Annotated in this window: 14 protein-coding genes; 3 read left to right on the forward strand and 11 right to left on the reverse strand. The window is 59.4% G+C overall.

Features of this window, described 5'->3' with window-relative positions:
* Positions 1 to 353 precede the first annotated feature (353 nt).
* From ACYQ2I_RS05895 to ACYQ2I_RS05905, 3 genes are all read left to right on the forward strand, one after another.
* Positions 354 to 1,709: a citrate synthase gene (locus tag ACYQ2I_RS05895; RefSeq protein ID WP_460166074.1), complete on the forward strand. Its 1,356-nt coding sequence runs from the start codon at positions 354 to 356 to the stop codon at positions 1,707 to 1,709.
* A 303-nt stretch (positions 1,710 to 2,012) separates the two neighbouring features.
* Positions 2,013 to 3,086: a WD40 repeat domain-containing protein gene (locus tag ACYQ2I_RS05900; RefSeq protein WP_460166075.1), complete on the forward strand. Its 1,074-nt coding sequence runs from the start codon at positions 2,013 to 2,015 to the stop codon at positions 3,084 to 3,086.
* A gap of 103 nt (positions 3,087 to 3,189) precedes the next feature.
* Complete coding sequence (locus tag ACYQ2I_RS05905; RefSeq protein ID WP_460166076.1) at positions 3,190 to 7,341, forward strand: SdrD B-like domain-containing protein; 4,152 nt, start codon at positions 3,190 to 3,192, stop codon at positions 7,339 to 7,341.
* A gap of 70 nt (positions 7,342 to 7,411) precedes the next feature.
* On the opposite strand, the gene ACYQ2I_RS05910 is transcribed toward ACYQ2I_RS05905, so the two are convergent.
* The 11 genes from ACYQ2I_RS05910 to ACYQ2I_RS05960 all read right to left on the reverse strand — a co-directional run bounded on the left by ACYQ2I_RS05910 (position 7,412) and on the right by ACYQ2I_RS05960 (position 18,416).
* Positions 7,412 to 8,848: a sulfatase gene (locus ACYQ2I_RS05910; RefSeq protein WP_460166077.1), complete on the reverse strand. Its 1,437-nt coding sequence runs from the start codon at positions 8,846 to 8,848 to the stop codon at positions 7,412 to 7,414.
* Positions 8,849 to 8,992: 144 nt separating this feature from the next.
* Entirely contained in the window at positions 8,993 to 9,649 is a 657-nt protein-coding gene (gene hypB, locus ACYQ2I_RS05915; protein WP_460166078.1) for a hydrogenase nickel incorporation protein HypB, read from the reverse strand.
* A 28-nt stretch (positions 9,650 to 9,677) separates the two neighbouring features.
* The gene (locus tag ACYQ2I_RS05920; protein ID WP_460166079.1) at positions 9,678 to 10,163 is read right to left on the reverse strand and encodes a hydrogenase maturation nickel metallochaperone HypA/HybF; all 486 of its coding nucleotides are present in this window, start codon (positions 10,161 to 10,163) and stop codon (positions 9,678 to 9,680) included.
* Positions 10,160 to 10,603, reverse strand: a complete 444-nt coding sequence (locus tag ACYQ2I_RS05925; RefSeq protein ID WP_460166080.1) for a Crp/Fnr family transcriptional regulator — start codon at positions 10,601 to 10,603, stop codon at positions 10,160 to 10,162. Before ACYQ2I_RS05925 ends, ACYQ2I_RS05920 begins: the two co-directional genes overlap by 4 nt.
* Positions 10,604 to 10,696: 93 nt before the next feature.
* Positions 10,697 to 11,248, reverse strand: coding sequence for a hydrogenase maturation protease (locus ACYQ2I_RS05930; RefSeq protein ID WP_460166081.1), 552 nt, complete (start codon positions 11,246 to 11,248; stop codon positions 10,697 to 10,699).
* Positions 11,249 to 11,453: 205 nt separating this feature from the next.
* Entirely contained in the window at positions 11,454 to 12,920 is a 1,467-nt protein-coding gene (locus tag ACYQ2I_RS05935; protein WP_460166082.1) for a Ni/Fe hydrogenase subunit alpha, read from the reverse strand.
* Positions 12,921 to 13,098: 178 nt separating this feature from the next.
* Complete coding sequence (locus ACYQ2I_RS05940) at positions 13,099 to 14,082, reverse strand: NADH-quinone oxidoreductase subunit B family protein (RefSeq protein ID WP_460166083.1); 984 nt, start codon at positions 14,080 to 14,082, stop codon at positions 13,099 to 13,101.
* Positions 14,079 to 14,576: a hydrogenase iron-sulfur subunit gene (locus tag ACYQ2I_RS05945; protein WP_460166084.1), complete on the reverse strand. Its 498-nt coding sequence runs from the start codon at positions 14,574 to 14,576 to the stop codon at positions 14,079 to 14,081. The genes ACYQ2I_RS05940 and ACYQ2I_RS05945 overlap by 4 nt, the downstream gene beginning before the upstream one ends.
* A gap of 237 nt (positions 14,577 to 14,813) precedes the next feature.
* The gene (locus tag ACYQ2I_RS05950) at positions 14,814 to 16,835 is read right to left on the reverse strand and encodes a 4Fe-4S binding protein (protein ID WP_460166085.1); all 2,022 of its coding nucleotides are present in this window, start codon (positions 16,833 to 16,835) and stop codon (positions 14,814 to 14,816) included.
* A 124-nt stretch (positions 16,836 to 16,959) separates the two neighbouring features.
* A complete protein-coding gene (locus ACYQ2I_RS05955; protein ID WP_460166086.1) occupies positions 16,960 to 17,844 on the reverse strand; it encodes a CoB--CoM heterodisulfide reductase iron-sulfur subunit B family protein in 885 nt (294 codons plus the stop codon).
* Complete coding sequence (locus ACYQ2I_RS05960) at positions 17,841 to 18,416, reverse strand: 4Fe-4S dicluster domain-containing protein (RefSeq protein ID WP_460166087.1); 576 nt, start codon at positions 18,414 to 18,416, stop codon at positions 17,841 to 17,843. Before ACYQ2I_RS05960 ends, ACYQ2I_RS05955 begins: the two co-directional genes overlap by 4 nt.
* Between the last annotated feature and the right edge of the window lie 96 nt (positions 18,417 to 18,512).

The following is an 18,512-nucleotide window of genomic DNA, read 5'->3' on the forward strand; positions in this document are numbered from 1 at the left end:
CGATCGGCCGTCGATTCTCAGCGTATTTTGGCGACAAACGCTCTTTGGGGACATCGACTGCGCTGTTCGAAAGGCCCCGTTTTCCGACAGGATGTCTCGCTCGTGGCGGTGCGCTGAAATTATCTGTTTGTGACAGTGGCAAATAACAAAAGACAGGAAGGGGAATTTGTTTGTGCTCCTTTAGTGTTTGTTGTCACCCGTTGTCTCTTTTTGGCATGTTCAATTGGTGCTCGTTTGTGGGGAATGAGCGCTTGCCACCCGACGGAGCCGATTGTCGGGACTGCGCCCGGCAAATACAATAAACGGCCTCGAAGAACAGGAGTCAGTGAACCTTTGATTACACGGGAGTCCCTATGGCCGACACTGCCAAGCTGATCGTCGGGGATAAGACGATCGAATTGCCGATTCACACCGGGACGGAGGGAAACCGCGTCGTCGATATTACTCGGCTGTACAACGACACCGGGTTGATCACGCTCGACAGCGGGTTCGCCAACACGGGCGGTTGCGTCAGCAAGATCACTTACATCGACGGTGAAAAGGGGATCTTGCGGTACCGCGGATACCCGATCGAAGAGCTGGCCGAGCGGTGCGACTTTTTGGAAGTTGCTTACCTGCTGATCTATGGGGATCTTCCGAACGCCGATCAATTGGAGGAGTTTCGTGCCGCCATTCGCGTGCACACCCTGTTGCACGAGGGGATGCGGGACATCTTTCGCGGTTTCCCCCCGGATGCGCACCCGATGGCGATTCTCAGCTCGGTGACCGGTGCGTTGGCCATCTACTGTAAGGACTCGTTGGATCCGCTCGACGAGGAACAGCGCGAGCTGGCCATCTATCGCTTGATGGCAAAGATGCCCACCATTGCCGCCTTCAGCTACAAGCAGTCGATCGGTCAGCCGTTCGTGTATCCCCAGAATCACCTGACGTATTGTCAGAACTTCCTGCAAATGCTGTTTGCCGTTCCCAGCGAACGGTATCGGGCCGATCCCGACTTTGTCGACGCCTTGAACTTGCTGCTCATCTTGCATGCCGATCACGGTCAGAACTGCAGCACGTCGGCGGTGCGGATGGTCGGTTCCAGTAATGTAAACCTGTTCTCGGCCGTTTCGGCAGGAATCTGTGCCCTGTGGGGGGCCCTCCACGGTGGGGCAAACGAAGCGTGTATCAACATGCTCGAGCAGATATTGGCCGACGGTCGGAACCTCGGAAAGTACATCGACAAGGCCAAGGATCCCAACGATCCGTTCCGGTTGATGGGATTCGGGCACCGCGTGTACAAGAATTACGATCCGCGGGCACGGATCATCAAGACCATGGCCGATCGACTGTTGGCCAAGCACGCCGGCGAAAACCCGTTGTTCGAGCTGGCGCAAGAGCTGGAAGAGATCGCCCTGAAGGATCCGTACTTCATTGAGCGCAAACTTTACCCGAACGTCGACTTCTATTCGGGCATCATCTATCGGGCGATGGGCATTCCCAAGAACATGTTCACCGTGTTGTTTGCCCTGGGGCGTTTGCCGGGGTGGATTGCCCATTGGCGCGAAATGCACCTGACGCCGGGCAAGCGAATCCATCGGCCGCGTCAGCTTTACACCGGTCCGAGCGAGCGTGCCTTTGTGCCGCTGATCAAGCGGATGGGAACCGAGAAACCGACCGCCTCGCGCAGCGAACGCGGCGAAATCACGATCGGTACGCCCGAGCACTGATTGCACCGATCGCGGCACCGTATTCCGAGGACGTGCGCCCCGCCTCTTTTGGCGGGGTTTTCTTTGCGCAACCGGCTGTGACGGTTACCGATCGATACGAATCGGAATTCTTTGCGCAGTTTTCCTGTGTTTCGATGTCGGTGCTTTCTTACCAAAACGCATGGAAGGCCAAGTTGGAATAGACGACACGACCGTCGGCGGCCGATGTAGGAAGAGGAGGCGTATCGACTCGGCGTCTTACTGTGCGCCGAGGTGGTGGGCGCTGGACGATGACGCGGTTCTCCGCAAGCAGAGGAAACACGGATGTTGCAGTTCGGGCTACCGTCGAAATTGAAAATCGTTACGGCGTGTTTGGTGGTGGGGATGTGCACCCCGGCTTTCGCCCAGAGTGCGCCGGTCGTAAAACCCGCTAGGACGTTTAGCGCCGCGCCGCAAAAGGCGTTGCGGACGGTTTCGTTGGACCGGGTTCCGGTGGTTGCCGCGATCGATCGTGCTGCAAATCGGCCCTGGTTGCTTGCGGCCGGAGACGACCATTGCATCTGCCTATGGGATGGGACGAGCGGCAAACCGATCGGCAAGCTGCAAGGCCCGACCGACTGGGTGAAGACGGTAGCGGTGCATCCGAAAACCAATCGGATCGCATGCGGCGATGATGCCGGCAACGTGTGGGTCTGGAACGGTGTCGACGGGGGCGTGCTTTGGCACCGCCGCGTTGTCCAGGGCGGCATTCGAAAAGTCGTGTTCGATCCTACCGGCCGAGCGGCGGCCGTGGCCGCATTCGATTCTCCGGTAATGTTGCTGGAGACCGATTCGGGGGCGGAGATGGCGAGCTACGAATTCCCGACGTCCGATGTCCGCGACGTTCGGTTTGCCCCCGGCGGCGAACGACTTGCAGCGTGCGGAAGCCAAGGCATGGTTCGTATGTGGACGCTTGCCGACGGCATGGCGATCGATTTGCCGGGGATGGAGTCTCGCGTGCATGCGATCGTCTGGTCGCCCGACGGACGGTACTTGGCGGCTGTCGGGGAAGCTCCCGCGATCGTGGTCTGGGACGTAACTTCGCGACAGATTGTTCACCGTATCGCCCGTGGGAACGTGTCGCCGGCATTGACGGCAGTCTATTGTGGTAGCGAAGAATTGGCCGTCGGTCGCGCCGACAACCGCATCGTCGTGTGGCATGTTCCTACCGGCAAACCGATCGCGACGCTCGAAGGGCACACCGGCTCGGTGACCTGCTTGATGTGGATGGAAGACACGCAAACGCTGGTTTCCAGCGGATTCGATACGACCGTTCGACTGTGGAATTACCGCGAGGCATTGCGCGTTCGTGCGGCTGCCGTGCCGCAAGATGCGTACGATACGAACTACGATCGGTAGCGGTACGGGAAGTACGGTCGATCAACAAATTTGATCATGGATGAACCGGTGGCGTATTGCCACACCGATATGACGGAGCACGCGTGGGTGCACGGAGGTGGATGTGAGCTGGTTGAAGAAACTCGGCAAGTCGGCCCTTGATCGTCGGGCGAAGCGGCGGTCTCGCTTGGTGCGAACCCGGCAATGCCGTTTCGAAAATATGGAGCCGCGATGCCTGTTGTCGGCCTCGCCGATTCACGTGGGCCTGGTTTACTACGAAGAGGCCAGCGGATTCGACGAACAGGGTGACATCTTTGAATTGACGTTCACAGGCGGCGCCGAGGGGACGCAGCTTCGACAACTTTCGATCGAATGCGACAAACTGGGAGACGGGCTGACGATCGGCGACACCTTCTTCGATACCGCGCCCGGGGGAAACGGTGCGTTCGGTGCCGTGCCGTTGTCGGTCGTGTCGCAGTCAGGGATCGATGCGATCAGTTACGAGGTCGAAGACGGCAGTACGACGCTGACCTTCCGGTTTGAAGGCTTCGACGCCGGAGACCGGCTCGTCTTCTCGGTCGACGTCGACGAGATGGGATTTCTGGGACCGAACGCCTTGGCCGAAGGCAACGAGATCGAAGGCTCGCGACTCGAAACAACCTTCGAAGCGCCGCACTACTACCAGGCAACCGGCAGCGATATCTTCATCGACGACTTCGACGCCAAGTTGAGTCAAACGGGACTGGCCTTGCCGAACGATGATTACGTTCCGCCCGACGCCACGCCGCACCCGGTGCGGACAGCGGCCGCCGTCTTGTCGCTCGAGCAGCAGCCGCTGCCCGCGTCGATCAGCGGAACGGTGTTCGTCGATCCGAACTTGAACGTGATTCAAGACGCAGGCGAGCAACCCATCGCCGGAGTTGAATTGACGTTGTTGCAGCATGACGGTAACGGCTACGTGCCCACCGGCCGAACGGCCGTCACCGATCAGAACGGCGAGTATCGCTTCGACAACCTCTTGCCGGGCCGTTATCGCGTCGTCGAAGCACAACCGTCGGGGTACTTGTCGGTCGGCGCGAGGGCCGGTCAAGTGGACGGCGCAACGCGAGGGATCGTCGTCGACGACGACACGATCGGCGACATCGACCTGCAAGGCGGGGAAGACAGCCGCGGGAACGATTTCGCCGAAGTGTTGCCGGCGGCGATTTCGGGGCACGTCTATCACGATCGAAACGACAACGGACTGCGCGAGGCGGGCGAGGAAGGAATCGCTGGAGCGACGATCACGCTGATCCGCTCGGCCGATGCGCATCGGTCCCAGCAGACCTATCAGGTTGTCACGTCACCCGACGGTAGCTGGGCGTTCACCGGTCTTTTCCCGGGACAGTACGAAGTTCGCGAAATCCAGCCGTCGGGTTACCTCGACGGCAAAGATACCGCCGGCAGCGAAGGGGGAACGGCGATCAATCCGGGGGATGCGATTGTCGATATCGCATTGGCTTCCGGAGCGGTCGGAATCGACTATGATTTCGGCGAATTGTTGCCCGCCTCGATCAGCGGGCACGTACTCGTCGATCAAGACGGCGATTGTCGCGCCGATCCGGGGGAGAAGATGCTCGCCGGCGTGACGATCGAGCTGTTGGACTCCCAAGGCAAAGTCGTCGCGACGACGCAAACGGACGATTCGGGGCGGTATGCCTTCACCGGTCTTGCCCCAGGCGTGTACGGCGTCCATGAACTCCAGCCCGAAGGCTATTTCGACGGCGGCGATCATGTCGGTTCGGAAGGCGGCTCGTTGTTGCCGCCCGATTCGATCGTGGAGATTCCACTCGCGTCGGGCGCCGCGGGCGAGAACTACGATTTCTGTGAGATTCTGCCGGCACGACTTTCCGGCTACGTTTACGAAGACACGAACATCAACGGTGTGCGCAACCCGGGCGAGATCGGAATCGCCGGCGTCACGTTGAAGCTGCTGGATGCCGACGGTCACGACACAGGTTTGCGGGCGACCACCGATGCGGCCGGATATTTTCTCTTCGAAAACCTGCAACCGGGCACGTATACGCTCGTCGAAGAACAACCTTCCGGCTATTTCGACGGGACTGATGAAGCCGGCACCGCCGGCGGCAACGCGATCAATCCGGGGGATCGCATCGAGCTGATCGAACTGGCGCCGGGTAGCTTCGGCAAGAATTACCTGTTCGGAGAATACAAGCCCGTTTCGATTTCGGGCCGCGTCTTCGCCGATTACGATGCGAACGGCCGGTTCGATCACAACGACCGGCCGATTGCCGAAGTCCGGATTCAGTTGCTCGACGAATCCGGGAACGCGGTGGCCGAAACGAGAACCGATGCGGCAGGAACTTATCGGTTCGATCGATTGCAGCCCGGACGGTACGGCGTCGCCGAGATCCAGCCGGAAGGATTCCTTGACGGTGACGATTTCGTCGGTAGCGCCGGCGGGATGCTGGACGGGAACGACCGCATCGTCGACGTGAAACTTCCACCGGGAACGAACGCGGAGCGGTACGACTTTTCGGAGATACCTCCGGCAAAGATATCGGGCTATGTATACCAAGACGGCCCCGTGATTCGATACGGTTTCGGCGAACAGCCGCCCGATGTGTTTGCCTTGCGCGACGGAACGTTGACGCAGGACGATACGCCGATTCCGGGGGTGGAAATCCACTTGGGCGACGCCTCGGGGTTACCCGTGTTGGACGAGCACGGTAAGCCCATGGTCACTTGGACCGACGAAAACGGCTACTACGAGTTCGACGGATTGAAGCCGGGAGTGTACACGATTCTGGAAATGCATCCCGATGGATTCGTGGACGGTCCCGACACGCCCGGCACACTCGGCGGATTGGCCGTCAATCCCGACGAGGACTTGGGAACGCTCGATCTGAAACAATTGGCGGTCGATCCGAAAAACGATGCCATCTTGCGGGTGACGGTGACGCCCGGCTCGTCGGGAGAGTACTACAATTTTGCCGAGGTCAAACTCGACTCGACGCCGCCGTATATTCCGCCGGAAATTCCGCCCACGCCTCCGATTCCGCGGCCGCCCACGATCACCTATCCCACCGAAGCGCCTCCGGTACTGGCGATCTCACCGGTTGCCGTGGAACCGCTGCGGCTGCCGATCTTGGGCGGCAGTTCGTCGATCGTTACGTACACTTGGCACTTGAGCGTCATCGACGGCGGGATGCCTCGCCATCCGCAATCGGGCCAGATCGTGCGCGATGTGCGAGGTACATACTTCCAGCCCGCCACGTGGCAAGGCGTGTCGATGGATCGCGGTCGCTGGATCATCGAAGGACGCGGTGAACAGCAAGAGGTGACATTGGGGACCGAAGGTGCCGTGCCGGTCGCGGGCGATTTCAACGGCGACGGTGTGGCCGAGGTCGGTGTGTATCTGGCCGGGTCGTGGTTCCTCGATCTCGACGGGAACGGCGTCTGGGAGGAACACGACCTGTGGGCAAAACTGGGGAAAGACGGCGACATTCCCGTCGTCGGCGATTGGGACGGCGACGGTAAGACCGACATCGGCGTGTACGGTCGTGCCTGGCCCGGCGACGAGCATGCTTTGCGGTTCGAGCCGGGAATTCCCGACGTCCAAAACCGGCTTTCCATTCGCCCGAAGAACCTGCCGCCCGCTCCGGAAGAGGCTGCATCACGCCTGCGCGTGATGAAGCGCGGAACGGATCCACATGCCAGGGCGGACGTCGTCGATCATGTCTTCCGGTACGGTCGCGAGAATGATCGGCCGGTGACCGGTGACTGGAACGGCGACGGAATCACGACGATCGGTGTGTTCCGCGACGGTACATGGTATCTCGATGTCGACGGCGACGGCCGGTGGAGCGAGGCCGACCGCGTCGTTCCGCATTTCGGCGAACCGGGCGATCGGCCGGTGACCGGTGATTGGAACGGCGACGGCAGGACCGACTTGGGCCTGTATCGCGACGGGACGTTCTTGCTCGACGTGAACGCCGACGAGGCGATCGATTCATTCGATCGGGTGTTCGCCATGGGGACGGCCGACGACCTGCCGTTTGCCGCCGACTTCGACGGCGACGGGATCGACGAGGTCGGCGTGTTCCGCTATCGAATGCCGGGAGACGTGGCGGCGAACACGGAAGCCCCGGCTGCCGAAGGGACATCCGCCGAAGGTGCGCGACCGCGCACGGCTTGGCGTCCCGGATCGGGCGCCGGTCGAGTTTCGGCCCCGGTTCCTGCGACCGACTCCATCGCGGCACCGCAGGCCGAATAACCCTCGCTGCCGAAGGACGTCGCACACCGCCGCAACCAAGCGCGGGCGGATCCGTGCGCTTCGGCTGCAACTACGGTTGCGGTTTCGGGGGGTGCGGGATCTTGGTCTTGAGTTCGGCGACCACGTCCGCGTACTTCGGATTGTGCGCCAGGTTGGTAAACTCGCGCGGATCCTTTTCGTGATCGTACAGTTCGACGCCCATACGTCCTTCGTCCCATTCGGTGTATCGCCAGCGCGGCGTTCGGATGGAGTAGCCGAAGACGTGGCCTTTTTTCGGAACCGAACGGTAAACCTGTGTTACGGCGAACGGTTTGCCGGGAAGCTCCGGATCGTTCAAGATCGGTACCATCGACTTCCCGTCGAGATGATCGGGCAAGGGCAGGCCGCACAATTCGGCCAGCGTCGGATAGAGGTCGATCATCTCGACGATTGCGTAGCTGCGCCGACCGGCAGTCTTCATTCCCGGTACCGACACGATCATCGGCACGCGGGTCGATTCTTCGAACAGGCTCTGTTTTTGCCAGAGCAAGTGCTCGTTCAGGTGGTAGCCGTGATCGCTGGTCATCGTCACAATCGTGTCGTCGGCCAGTCCCAGGCGTTCCAGCTCGTCGAGCACGCGGCCTAGTTGTGCGTCCATGAAAGTAATCGACGCGAAGTAGGCCTGCATCGCCTGTCGCTTGAGCGCCTCGGACATCGTGAGCTGTTCGGGTTTGTCGGGCAATGCCAAAGGCGGAATGTCGTCCCGATCGTCCGGCGGATTGTCGGGAAGCGGCACTTTGGTCGGGGGATACTTGGCAAAATAGGGCTTCGGGGAGACATACGGCGTATGGGGTCGATAGAATCCCACCGCGATGAAGAACCGTTCGTTGCGATGTTTGCGCAACAGGTTGATGGCCATGTTCGCCCCGATGCCGTCGGTTTGCTCTTCGTCGGTGCCGTCTGCTGCCAGCCAACTGAGCGTGCCGCCGAATTTGCCCGGTACGAGCGAGAAAATTTTGTCTTCTTCGAGCCGATCACGACCGATCGGGTTGAAGACTTCGTCCCACGATTGCGGGTCGTCCAGGCCGCTGGTTCCGATTTGTCGCGGCACGCCGTAGTGAAAGATCTTACCGACTCGTGCGACGAAATAACCGTGCCTTCGGAAGTGCTGCGGCAGCGTCACGACGTCGGGCACGTTTTCGCGAAAGTGGAGCGGGTTCGTGTAGACGCCCGTGTGATCGGGACGTAATCCCGTCAAAAAGGATGCTCGCGACGGATTGCACAGCGGGAATTGACAGTACGCCCGCTCGAAGCGTACACCTTTCGCGGCGATCCGGTCGATGTTCGGCGTTGTCACCATCGGGTGACCGTAACAGCTCAAGTCGGCGTTGAGGTCGTCGGCGATCAAGAAGAGGACGTTGTATCGCTTGGGCGTCTTCTCTTCCGCCCGGCAGAATGCCGACAACGCCAGACACGCGACGACGGCCGAAACGGTGATGGCCGAAGAAACGGGTCCACGAGCAGACATGGCGAGGGCCTTTCGTAAGCGCATTCGGAAAACATGCAACGATCGAACAACCGACATTACCCCCGCCGAAGGCATGATGATTGCCCGCAACGCGCGATGCAAGCAAATCGTCGCAATTCCCGGAATACGTTTCGCACCGGAGGCTCAATCTGCACGAACTTGCTTGATTCTGTTGCGTATGAATTCGGCTAGTTCGTCCATCTTTTCGCCCGATTTTGCCGAGACTGCGAAGATCTCTGCATTCGGTGCCAACCGTTTCATGTCGGCGGTAACGCGATCGAGTTGGAAATCGGAAAGCGACAAGAGATCACATTTCGTCACGACGAGCCCGTCGGAGCCTTGAAAGATCGCCGGATATTTGACGAGCTTGTCGTCGCCCTCGGCCACGCTGAGCACGGCCAGTCGAAAATGTTCGCCCAGGTCGAAGCCGGCGGTGCATACCAGGTTGCCCACATTTTCGATCACCAAGAAGTCGATCGATTCGAGGTCCAGTTCGTCGACGGCTGCGGCGATCATGTTCGCGTCGAGGTGACAGGCGCCTTCGGTATTGATCTGAACCACGGGAACGGAAAGTTTGCTCAACCGTTCGGCGTCGACGGCACCGGCGATGTCGCCCTCGATCACGGCGGGCCGAAGGTCTTGCAGGCGAGGAAAGAGATTTTCCAGTAGGGTCGTTTTTCCACACCCCGGTGAGCCGACGAGATTCAAGACGACCGTCTTCGCAGCGTTGAATCGTTTTCGGTTTTCTTCGGCCAGCAGGTCGTTTGCCCGCAACAGCTTTTTGGCGGCGACGATCTTCATAGCTTTCGACTCTTATTCTTTTTGTAGGTCAACCGAACGAATTGGCGGGTTCGTCGGGGGTGTCGAGTTCGATCGAATCAAGCGTCAAGTCGCGCCCTCCCCGAAAGCGAATCGATCCGCTACGGCATGCGGGACACTGCCGGAAGATTTCTTCGGCGATTCCGGTGCTTCCGCATGCGTCGCAGACATATTCGGCTTCGGGCGTCAGAATGACGAGTTCGGCTCCCTCGACGATCGTGCCCGGCGAAAGGAGTGAAAAGGCGAACTCGATCGCTTCGGGAAAAGCTCCCGACAGTTTTCCTACGCTCAATTGTAATCGAACGACCTTGCCGGAAACCCCCGCCTCGCGGATCTCCTGTTCGACGTTCTCGATCAGAGCTTGAACCAAGGCGACTTCGTGCATCGCAAAGACGAAAGAAACGGTTCCGAAAAAAGAGCACCGGGTGGGGATGTCCCCGCCCGGCGTCGTCGATCTTAAAATGTAGAGGCGAGATCGCAGCTCATGAAAGCTCATGAAGCGGCTAATTGCACGCGGGCGCCTTCGAGCCGATGCGCCAACAACTTGGCGATTTCGAGCATCAGTTGATAACCGACCATCGGATCTTTCGCGCACAGTTCACGCAATTTCGCGGCGTCGATCGCGATGACATGCGTTTCTTTGGAAGTCGTGCCGATGGCGGTCGTCTTGTAAGGTTCGACCAGCGCCGACCAGCAAAGGATGTCGCCGTCGACGAGGGTGTCGACCGTCCGTTTTTCTCCCGAGCCGAGCAGGTACTGGATGTTGACCTCGCCCGAGACGATCACGTTCAGGTAGTTCGCCGGATCTCCTTCGTTGAAGAGTTGCACACCGGCCGGAAATTTCTTTTCTTCCGCCAGCATCGCAATTTGCTTCAGACTTTCTTCACTGATGTTCGTGAAGTAGGGGTACCGACGCAACAATTCCGGAGAGACCATCGTTCTTGTTCCTCCCTCGAAGTTTGGAAGCGGCTGCGGCGGCACCCGGTGATGTCGCCGGCCGATGTATTCATCGTAAGGTGATGTTCAAAATCATTCCGCCATGCCGTTGCGGCACGAAGACGACGTATCATTCTTCGCCGAGGCGTCCGGCAGCAATTGCCAACGCCTGAGAATTGCAAGTACGAACTCTACTGCCTGGGGGATCGCAGCCTCGACGGCGGGGGTGCAACTCTCCCCGAAAGTCAGTATATCGTCGGCCTCGATTCCGACAAGGGAAATGAACTCGTCGGGCGGCAAATGGATGTCGAGTTTGCGGCCCAGTTCCAAGGCGGTCGAAAACGTCACGTCGTGCGAAGAACAGCTTCGCTGGGTGGGAAGGCCGTCGGGGCTCAGCTCGACGATCGTACCCGGCGGATGACCGAGTTGCATCGCGTCGACGATGACGGCACGATCGTATCCCGCCAAATGCTCCATCAACCGCAGCCCACCCCAGTGGTCTTCATCGACCTCGATATGGGGGTGGTCGGCTAGAACGGGACGCAGGCGATCCACGACGCGCAGACCTACACTGTCGTCGGAAAGAATGGGATTACCCAATCCGAGGACAAGCGTGCGATTGTCGGCCGGATGATCGGTAGACATGGCCGCCTTTGAGATTTTGATCGAAAACAAATAAGGAAAGGTTTCGGAACGTCGGTCGAGGAAATGTCCGGCCAAAAAATTGGGGGCCTTTCGGCCCCCAACGTCCCGATGATGCACCGTCGCTAAACGGCTGAATGATGCATCCTTGGTAGCTTGTTGCGATCACCGGTCGTCGGGGCATCCGACGATGATCGGGATCGATGGATCAGTCGACGTATTGCGTCAACCGTTGAACGAGTTCTCCTTGCGGATTTCGGAGGGTGACTTCCAACGGCATCTGGCCGGGCAGGCTGTGTGTGGCACAACCGAAGCAAGGGTCGTATGCCCGGAACGCCATTTCGACCTTGTTCAACAGCCCTTCGCGCACTTCGCCCTTGCGGATCAGCTTTTCGGCCGCCCGCTTGACCGACATGCAGATAGGGGCGTTGTTGTTCGTCGTGCCGACGATCAGGTTCGCCTTGGTAACAACGCCGCGTTCGTCGGTGGCGTAATGATGCGTGAGCGTACCTCGCGGGGCTTCGACGCAACCGACGCCTTCGGTCGGCGTTTCGGTGGGCAAGACGCGGAACTCCTTGCCGGTGATTTCGGGATCTTCGGCCAGTTGGACCCACCGTTCGGTTGCGTAGAGCAGCTCGATCAAACGGGCCCAGTGCGTTGCCAAGGTATGGTGGACGGGCTTACCGCCGAGTGTGTCATAGAACCGTTCGTATTCCTTCTGGGCGAGCGGCGTCGCCATGCCGTCGGCGGCGTTGAGCCGCGATAGCGGCGTGGCCCGATATACCCCCGACTCGGGGCCGTCGACGAAACCTTTCCAGCCGACCTTCTTCAGATAGGGAAACTTGAGGTACGACCACGGTTCGACATGCTCGGCGATGTATTCGCGATAGTCGGCAGCATCGTACTTGGCATGTTCCGAGCCGTCGGGCCCGACCACGCGGATCTTGCCGTCGTAGAAGTTGACGTGGTTGTTTTCGTCGACCGTGCCCATGTAGTACGTTTGGTGGACGTACACATCGCCGGTGATGAGTTCGACGTAGTCGGTGTTTTTGAGGACGACGTCTTCAAACAATTGAAGCGAGAACTTCGCGAACTCGATCGCTTCTTTGCCGGCTTCGAGGATTTCCTTGCGCTGTTCCTCGTTGATGCCGCGGCTGACACCGCCGGGCAATCCCCAGTTGGGATGTACGCGCCGTCCGCCCATCATCTGGATCAGATGGTGGCCGGTGTGACGCATCTTGATAACCTTGCTGCCGATCTCCAAACCGACCTTGGCGATCACGCCGAGAATGTTTCGCTCGGCCTTGGGAGCCTCGGGGCCGACGACGAAGTCGGGACCGCCCAAGGCATAAAAATGCGTCGTGTGGTCGGTGGCGTAGAAGATGCTGTAGAACAGCTCCCGCAGCTTCTTGGCGGTGGACGGGGGATCGACATGGAACACGGCGTCAAGAGCTTTGGTGGCCGCCATGTGATGCGCTTCGGGGCAGACACCGCAAATCCGTGCGGTCAAGTTCGGCATCTCCTCGATGGGACGGCCGACGCAAAACCGCTCGAAGCCTCGCAGCTCGGGGATTTGCAGGTAGGCGTTGGCCACGTCGCCCTCTTCGTTGAGGAAGATGTCGATCTTCCCGTGGCCCTCCAATCGCGTGATCGGGTCGATGGAAATGCGTTTCATGGCAATGCCTTCGTTCTTCTCGAAACGTCGTTTGCGAAGCCGCGATGCGACGAATTCGCCTATGTGAGAGATTATGGGAAATTGCGTCTGTTAAATTTGGCTTCTTTCGCCGGTTTTCACAACCCAAACCTCGCGCATTTCGAGTCGGTTTGAGCTGTCGAACGGCAAAACGGTGTGGTTACGACTTTCCGTTGACCTTCTTTTTCCGCCGAAGCAGGCTCTTCGGAAGGCTGAAGCGGTAAAACGTTCCCACCGGGTCGGGGATGCCTTCTTCGATGATCCGTTGGATTTCTTCCGGATCGTCGGAGTCGATCACCGAAGCCAAGGCCGCCATCAGCCGTGCACCGTAATCGTGCACGCCCTCATTTTCGCCGTAGCAGCCGATGCAGGGTGAGTTGACGCTCGGGCATCGAGCATTGCACCCGGCGCGGGTGGCCGGTCCGCAGCAAACCAAGCCTTGCTCCAGCAGGCAGGTTTCCTCGTCGGGGATGACTTCCCAGACGCGTTTGAACTTCTTGATCTTCTTTTCGCTACGCTTGCGAGGGCACTCGTCGCAAACGGTGGTTTTCGGGCCGATCACCGAGCCCGCCGGAGGCAGGTTGCCCTCGAGGATTGCCGTCAACGCCGCCCAGATTTGTTCGGCTTCAGGCGGGCATCCCGGCAGGTAGTAATCGACATTCACGACCTGGTCGAGCGTACGCACGGTGTCGTAGAACACCGGCAGGTACAATGTGCCCTCGGGCATCTCCGTCTTGTGTTGCGGCCGAACCTTGTTCGGATTGTCGGTCGAGGGCGTTTCGTCGTAGACGGTCGAGAAAATCTCTTCCTTGGTGTTCAGGTTGGCCAAACCGGGAATGCACCCTTCCGAGGCACACGACCCGAACGCCACCAACACCTTCGACTTCTTGCGCAACAACTGCGCCATGTATTCTTGTTCGCTGGTGCGGATGCTGCCGTTGAAGAGGCAGAGGTCGATCTCGCCGTCTTCCATCTTTTCGACGTCGCGGACCTTGCCGTCGGCCGCACAGGGCCAAAAGACGATATCGAACGCCTCGGCAACCTTGAGGATCTTTTCGTCGATCGCCAAGATCGCGATTTCACATCCGCCGCACGAGGCAGCCCAGTAGATGGCCAGTTTTCCTTTTTGCGTGGCTTGACTCACGGCTGCACCTCCATCGCCTCTTCGTGCTCTTTGACGATCTCGGCGAGCGCGTGTTCGCGTTCACCGTTTTCTTCCCAGTTGGCCGGCCAGTTGAGCGGTCCGAGTTTTTTCACCTCGTCGACCATTTTCTGGATGGCTTCGGCCAACTGTTGGCCTTCGGCCGCCGACGCCCACACCAACCGCAGCCGCTCGTCTTCCAGGCCCATCGCCTTGAGCGTGTGCTTGAGCATGTAGAACCGCCGCATGGCCTTGTAATTTTGTTCGATATAGTGGCACTCGCCGGGGTGACAACCGGCGACCATGACGGCGTCGGCCCCCATTGAAAATGCCTTGAGCACGAAGGCCGGATCGACGCGGCCGCTGCACATGACGCGGATAATGCGGACGTTTTCGGGATACTTGATGCGCGAAATGCCCGCCAAGTCGGCCGCTCGGTACGAGCACCAGTTGCACAAGAACCCGACGATTTTCGGTTCGAAGTTTTCGTCTGCCATCGTTTTCGGATCCGTCGGTTTGGGGTTGACCTAAACGGGTTATGGCTTGTCTTGTAATTTGTGTCCGGCCGCCGAAGCGGTCGCGGTATCGGCTTTCATATTCGATCGACGGCGACTGCCGCGTCGCATATCGACGTTGCGTCGATTCCGTGGTGTCTTTTGCATATGTGGGAGGTTTGCGACGCAGCGGCCACCCGTCGATCACGCTTTGTCCCTCGGCCGTGGTTGCGGCCGCCGTCACGTAGCGGCGGGTTCGGCCTCCTTTGCACTACCGCCGTTGGTCGGAGCAGTATCCCACAAGATCCCTTCGATCTCGGAGAAGATCTGCTCGTTGTTAAAGTGCGCACCGGTGATCACGCCCGCCGGGCAGGCGGCCACGCAGGTACCGCATCCCTTGCACAAGGCGGTAACCACACGGCTGACGCCCTTCTCTTCGTCGAATTCGATTGCGTTGTACGGGCACAACGTGTTGCAGATCCGGCAGCCGGAGCAGTCCTCTTCGCGAATGCTGGCGACGACCGGTTCGATGAGGACTTCGCCCTTGGTGATGACACCCATTACGCGGGCGGCGGCTGCGGCGCCCTGCGCTACCGATGCCGGGATGTCTTTCGGCCCTTGGCAAGCACCGGCGACGAAGATGCCGTCGGTCATCGTGGCCACCGGGTCGAGCTTGGGATGACGCTCGGTGTACCAACCGGCCATGCTGCACGAGATACCCAGCTTCAGCCCCATTTCGCGGGCGTCCATCTGCGGTTCCAGGGCCCCCATCAGGATGACCATATCGACCGGTATGCGACGCTGCTTGCCCAACAGGGTATCTTCGACCTGAACGATCAGTTTGCCCGCCTCATCCGGTTTGCGGGCGGCATCCGTGACCTCGGCCACTTTGCCGCGGACGAAATGCATGCCCTCTTCCAGGAGCCGGTGATAAAACTCTTCGTACCCCTTCTGGTTCGTACGCATATCGATGTAGAAGGAGTAGACCTCGGCGTTGGTTCGTTCCAGCACGAGATGACCGAACTTCAACGCGGCCATGCAGCAAATGCCGGAGCAGTATTCGTTGTGGTTGACATCGCGGCTGCCGACGCAATGAATGATGGCAACCGACTTCGGCTCGGTCTTGCCGTCCCGCAACACGATCTTTCCGTTGGTCGGGCCGGCGGCGTTGCACATGCGTTCGAATTCCAACGCGGTGAAGACATTCGCCAGGCGGCCGTAGCCGTACTGCGACATCTTTTTGCAATCGAACATCTTCCAGCCGGTGGCGACGATGATGTTGCCGACTTCGATTTCGATGACTTCGTCCTCTTGGTCGAAGTCGATGGCATTGGTCGGGCAGAGCTTTTCGCAGGCCCGGCATTTTTGCCGCTCGAACCAAATGCACGATTCGGTATCCATCACGGGGATACGCGGTACGGCCTGCGGGAAAGGCATGTAGATTGCCTTCCGATAGCCGAAACCGGCTTCGAAGTCTTCATCGACCACCTTGCGAGGGCACTTTTCGACGCAGATGCCGCAGCCGGTGCAGTCGGCTTCGACGACGTGTCGTGCCTTTTTCCGAATGCGGACCTTGAAGTGCCCGACCGATCCGCTGACCTCTTCGACTTCGGAATACGTCAGCAGAGTAACGTTTTCGTGTTGACCGGCTTCCGACATCTTCGGCGTCAGGATACAGGCCGAGCAGTCCAAGGTGGGGAAGGTCTTGTCGAACTGGGCCATGTGACCGCCAATGCTTGGGCTGCGTTCGACGAGATAAACAGGGTAACCCGCGTCGGCCAGTTCCAGGGTGGCTTGCAACCCTGCAATACCGCCGCCGATGACGAGCGTCGCGGGATTCACCTTGACGGTCATCGGTTCGAGCGGTTCGTGGTGTTTGACTCGTTCGGCGGTCGCCGAGACCAAGGCTTTCGCTTTTTCGGTGGCTTTGGCTTTGTCGGTGGCCACCCACGAAACGTGCTCGCGGATGTTTGCCATTTGGCAGAAATAGGGATTCAAGCCCGCGTTTTCGCACGCGCGGCGGAACGTCTTTTCGTGCAGATGCGGCGAGCAGGCGGCCACGACGACGCGAGTGAGATTGTGTTTCTTGATGTCTTCCTCGATCATCGACTGGCCGAGAGACGAGCACATGAACTTGTAATCGCGTGCTACGACGACGTCCTGAATGTGCTCGCCCGCCCACTTGGCCACGTCTTCGACGTCGACCATGTTGGCGATATTGCTCCCGCAATGACAAACGTAGATGCCGACTCGCTCGGCCATGATATTTCCTCCAATCGATCGACGGCTTCTTTGTTTCGTTGGGGTCTTGGGATTCGATGCCACGACCGGGATTGTCGCCGGACGGTCGAATATCGACCGGCCCGATCGACAGGCGGCCGATGGATCAACCGGCGGCGGGGGCTTTCAATTTCCGCAACACCGGTTCGGCCGAAACGATCTCTTTTCCGAAGCCCAGCTTGCGGGGTTCGATGCCCATCGCCACGCCCAGCAGCTGCGTGAAAAAGATGATCGGGATATTGAAGTTCGTGTTGAAGTAGGCGTTGACCCGGGATTGATAGGCGTCCAGGTTCAGCTGGCACATCGGGCACATGCACAGGATGACGTCGGCGTCGTAGTCCTTGGCGTTTTGTAGCAAGCGGCGAATCAGTTCGAACGCCTGCGGTTCGCTGATCTGCGTCATGTGGCCGCCGCAGCAATGTGCCTTGACCGGGTAGTCGACGACTTCGGCACCCAACCACCTGCACAAATTGTCCAAGCTTTGCGGTTGTTCGGGATCGTCGAAGTCGCTGTACGGCCGGACGATCTGGCATCCGTAATAGCACGCCACCCGCAAGCCTTCGAGGGGTTGCTTGATCTTGTCGCGGATGGCGGTTTCGCCGATGTCGTTGACGATTAGATCCAGCAAGTGCCGGACGCGCACGCGACCTGCGTCGTAGTGCAGATTTCCGGCCGCGAGGCACTCGTTGATCTTCGAACCGAGCTCCTGGTCTTCCTGCATCAGCGAGTCGACCTTCTTGAGGTTCAGGTAGCACGCTGCACAAGGAGCGACCACTTGGTCGAGTTCGTTGTCGACCAAGGCGAGGTTACGGGCGATGACGGAGCAGGCGGTCAACTCGTCTTGGCTGAAGTATTCTGTCGCGCCGCAGCAGTTCCAGTCGTCGATTTCTCGCAGCTCGATACCCAGTTGATCCGAGACCGCACGAACCGACAGGTCGTACGCCGCGCTGTTGCATTCGAGGGAACATCCGGGGTAATAGGCGTATTTCACGACGCACCTCCCAACTGGCGGGCTTTGCGAATGATGGCTTGCAACTGGTCGATGTTCTTGATCTTCGTCGGTGTGAGGGCCATTCGGCCGCGGCTGAACATGGACATGCCCAGCGGGCCCATCTTCAGCATCGACAGCGGCTTGTTGAACAGGTAGTAACGGCTGGCCAAGCCCAGTTCGAAGCTTCGCCCGTAGCGGTCGAGAAGATCGGTGAAGGTCTTGGCCAAAGCGGGCGCGTCGGTGTCTTCGTACGCGTTGTCGCGGATGGCGATCCGCTTGAGGGCGTACATGATGTCGGTGATCGGAATCTGCTTCGGGCACCGACTCGTGCAGAAGTAGCACGACACGCAGCACCACATCGTGTTGGCCTTGAGGACCTTTTCCCGCTCGTTGGCGTTGATCAAGGCAAAGATCGTACGAGGTGTATAGTCCATGTCGGCGCCGCTGGGGCAGCTTCCGCCGCAGGTGCCGCATTGGAGGCAGTGAAGAAGCCGTTCCGCACCGGCGGGCGCCTCACGAATGACTTCGTGTAAGAAAGGCGAGCCGCGAAGCTCCATCGTGTGAGTGACCATTGAGTTCCTCCGGCGATGTAAAACGCCTGACGTCATCGGCAAAAGCGTGTGTTGTTTGGCGTCCCTCTATTAGCAACGCGAGTGCCAAACGACAGT

Source organism: Thermostilla marina (assembly GCF_054657455.1).